We start from the raw sequence: 3057 nt of genomic DNA, 5'->3' as shown, positions 1-3057 counted from the left end.
TTTCTCTTTAGCCATCGAGACCGTCTCCCATCGCGGAATTGAGCAAGTCACGCCACCATTAAAACAAAGGCAGATACTTTCATATCTGCCTTTGCAAATGGAGCTCATGAGCGGATTTGAACCGCTGACCTCACCCTTACCAAGGGTGTGCTCTACCAACTGAGCTACATGAGCGAAACACATGCATGAACAACAAACTTGGAGCGGGTAGCGGGAATCGAACCCGCATCATCAGCTTGGAAGGCTGAGGTTCTACCACTGAACTATACCCGCGGAGCCTGCGCTCACGCTTAATCTGGTGGAGGGGGAAGGATTCGAACCTTCGAAGTCTATGACGTCAGATTTACAGTCTGATCCCTTTGGCCGCTCGGGAACCCCTCCAAAAGGAGGCGGCATTTTCATCGCATGCCACCCTACTGTCAAGCATTTTCTCATTAAAAACTTGAGCTTAGCTCTCTCGACAGCTGCCTCGCAGGAAATCCTAAGATCAGCCAGCCTGCGAAGCGGGCGCCATTCTATGCAAACTATTGAGGAGTTGCAACGCTTTCGCAGGGTAATATTTGATGCTGCAAGGTATTGAAATCACGAGCCAATTGATCCAAGAGCGAGTCATCCACCAAACGGCGGCTTTCTGGGTCGACTCGCACCCAGAAACTGCGGTGCGCCCGAGGAAGCTCTCGAACCTGGGGCTCATAACCCGCATCCCTCAAGCGTTGCGCAACGCTTTCAGCCGAGTCACTGCGGGAAAAGATCCCAAGCGAGATTCCATTCGCCAAATCACCCTGGGTAATGATGTAGCTATCTATTTTCCTAGCCTGTAACTCTCTGAGCTGACGTAGCGAGGCCTGGCGCGAAGCCAATGGAGGCAGGTAGACCCAGTAGTCGACTCCAGCCGCCGTATCCAATGGCTGAACCCGAACCCGTATGTCGAGGCTGATCAGGCGCTGCTCGACCTGGCGAGCCGCATCCTCCCTTTCAAAGCTCCCAAGAAAAAGGCATGCGGTATCACTTTCGCGCCCCGGAGCCGAAAGCTCCTTCCGAGAAGCGCCAGATGTCTCGCTCAACAGCTTGATATCCTGTTGAGCAGAACGATAAAGAGAGAGGGGGGGCACCTCTTTGGCCCTGAGAGGCACCTGCTGCTGATGCCAGACGTAATAGAAGAGATTGAGCACGACAAGTAAGAGAAACAACCAGCGCATGACAGACACACCTCAAGGTATTGGGCAGGCTAAAGCCAACCCGACGAAAACCAGATCAGGCATAACCCGTGCGCCAGGCAGCATATTACTTACAAGAGAGGCATCCCCTCCCGTCAGAAATACATCGAAATCCCGCCCCCAGTAATCTCGAGCCAGTTCCAACTGCGTCTGGACAAACCCCCTCAGCATGAGCAAGCAGCCCCTCTCGACTGCTTCAATGGTGGAGCGCCCCGGCAGCAGCTCCTGCAAGGCTCGCCCCACCGCTTCGTCGTCATATTTGATCCGCCGGGTATGCGTACGTAATTGATTACGCATCAAGGGCACACCTGGACAAATGAAGCCCCCAAGATGCTCACCAGAACCCGCTACAAAATCAGAAGTAACGGCCGTCCCTAGATCAAGAATGAGACAAGCCCTTCCGGCCAGATGAAAGGCCCCCGACAGGGCGAGCCATCGATCTAGACCGAGACGCTCATACTCCCGATAGCCATTACTGACACCAGCCAACACTTGCGACGACGACGCACATAGCACATCGATACCGAATTGCTGATGAAGCCGAGCAACCAAACTACGAGTTTCCTCGTCACTCCGCACGCTAACCAGCCGGGCAGATCGAGGTCTTTTCTGCAGGCCTATCAACTCAGTGAGCAGTTGCTCGTCCGAGCTCGCAACGCCACCCTCCAAGGTCTCTCCATCAGGTCTGGATATGAGCCGCCATTTTATAAAGCTGTTACCGCAGTCGAGCTCAAGAATCATTGCGCAACCTCAAGCTGAGCTCTCCACCACTGAACTCGCGCTCAGCACCATCGACAAGCAAACGCAGAGCCCCCCGATCGTTAATCCCCAGCACAGTACCACCGATTCGCTGAGCTCCTGCGATGAGATCTACCTGTCTCCCCTGCCACAAATGGTTTTTTTCCCATTCCGCCCGCAGACCCGCAAACCCTTTTTCAAAATGGCTGGAGAGATACGTTTCCAACTGATCATTAAGTTCAATGATCAGCAAATTCCGATCTATCAGCTCACCTAGCTCCAGACACAAGGATGTCCAGGGCTGATCAATGACCTGAAGCTCGGAACTCATATTGGCGTTGATACCTATACCTATCACTACGTGACAGATATCTGCGGGATCACCCATTAGCTCTAACAAAATCCCCGCAATCTTCTTTTCATTCACCAAGATGTCATTTGGCCACTTAAGCCCTACCCCACCCACCCCCAAGGCCGACAGGGCACGAACGACGGCAAGCCCAACAACCAAACTCAAACCTTCAACTTGGTGTGCGCCCCCGTCAATCCGAATAACGAGGCTGTAATAAAGGTTCTCTGCGAACGGGCTGAACCAAGACCGCCCTCGCCTTCCTCGCCCCCCAGTCTGGCGTTCTGCCAGAACAACAAACGGGGCCACCTCGCCACGCCCCAGCAACCGAAGGGCTTCAGCATTTGTGGAGTCCAAGGATTCATGAAGAAAAAAGGACCAAGCAGACCCCTTCCCCGAGGCGATACGATCTTTGTCCAGCAATATCAACGGCGCGGGCAACCTATAGCCATGCCCCCTTACCTTGAAAATAGGTAAATTCAGTTCGGCCTCTAGTTGCTGCAGCTGTTTCCATATAGCACTCCGACTCACCCCCAGAGCAGCGCCTAACGCTTCGCCGGAATGGAAACGGCCATCCTGCAAGAGCTTTAACAACTTAAGCATGCGGACTCGCCTCCCAATGAGGCAGGCATCATAACGACGCGCCAGTCGGTTGCATAGAAAGCTCAAAGCACAGACGCTTCTTGTCCGGCGAATACCCCATCGCCTGTCGTGGCCTCCGCAGCCCTTGTTATCAGCAATACCCGTGTCGCT

General features: G+C 53.8%; 3 protein-coding genes and 3 tRNA genes. All 6 read right to left on the bottom strand.

Annotated features, from left to right (window positions below):
- Nucleotides 1–98: 98 nt before the first annotated feature.
- A tRNA-Thr gene (locus PIN01S_RS26080) sits at nucleotides 99–174 on the bottom strand.
- 25 nt (nucleotides 175–199) lie between these two features.
- A tRNA-Gly gene (locus tag PIN01S_RS26075) sits at nucleotides 200–273 on the bottom strand.
- Between the two features lie 23 nt (nucleotides 274–296).
- Nucleotides 297–381: transfer RNA gene (locus tag PIN01S_RS26070), tRNA-Tyr, on the bottom strand.
- A 143-nt stretch (nucleotides 382–524) separates the two neighbouring features.
- Nucleotides 525–1199 (bottom strand): SPOR domain-containing protein, encoded by a 675-nt coding sequence (locus tag PIN01S_RS26065; RefSeq protein WP_084339824.1) that lies wholly within the window; start codon nucleotides 1197–1199, stop codon nucleotides 525–527.
- 12 nt (nucleotides 1200–1211) lie between these two features.
- Nucleotides 1212–1958 (bottom strand): pantothenate kinase, encoded by a 747-nt coding sequence (locus PIN01S_RS26060; RefSeq protein ID WP_084339823.1) that lies wholly within the window; start codon nucleotides 1956–1958, stop codon nucleotides 1212–1214.
- Complete coding sequence (gene birA, locus PIN01S_RS26055; RefSeq protein WP_084339822.1) at nucleotides 1948–2907, bottom strand: bifunctional biotin--[acetyl-CoA-carboxylase] ligase/biotin operon repressor BirA; 960 nt, start codon at nucleotides 2905–2907, stop codon at nucleotides 1948–1950. The genes PIN01S_RS26060 and birA overlap by 11 nt, the downstream gene beginning before the upstream one ends.
- Nucleotides 2908–3057: the final 150 nt, after the last annotated feature.

Source organism: Pseudomonas indica NBRC 103045, assembly GCF_002091635.1.
Classification (GTDB): Bacteria; Pseudomonadota; Gammaproteobacteria; order Pseudomonadales; family Pseudomonadaceae; genus Pseudomonas_M; species Pseudomonas_M indica.
The sequence above is the reverse complement of the archived record's forward strand: the minus strand, read 5'-3'. Positions and strand labels throughout refer to the sequence as shown.

Coding starts and splice junctions, on each gene's coding strand:
- PIN01S_RS26065 (WP_084339824.1), bottom strand. CDS start 1,199: ATGCGCTGGTTGTTTCTCTTACTTGTCGTGCTCAATCTCTTCTATTAC.
- PIN01S_RS26060 (WP_084339823.1), bottom strand. CDS start 1,958: ATGATTCTTGAGCTCGACTGCGGTAACAGCTTTATAAAATGGCGGCTC.
- birA (WP_084339822.1), bottom strand. CDS start 2,907: ATGCTTAAGTTGTTAAAGCTCTTGCAGGATGGCCGTTTCCATTCCGGC.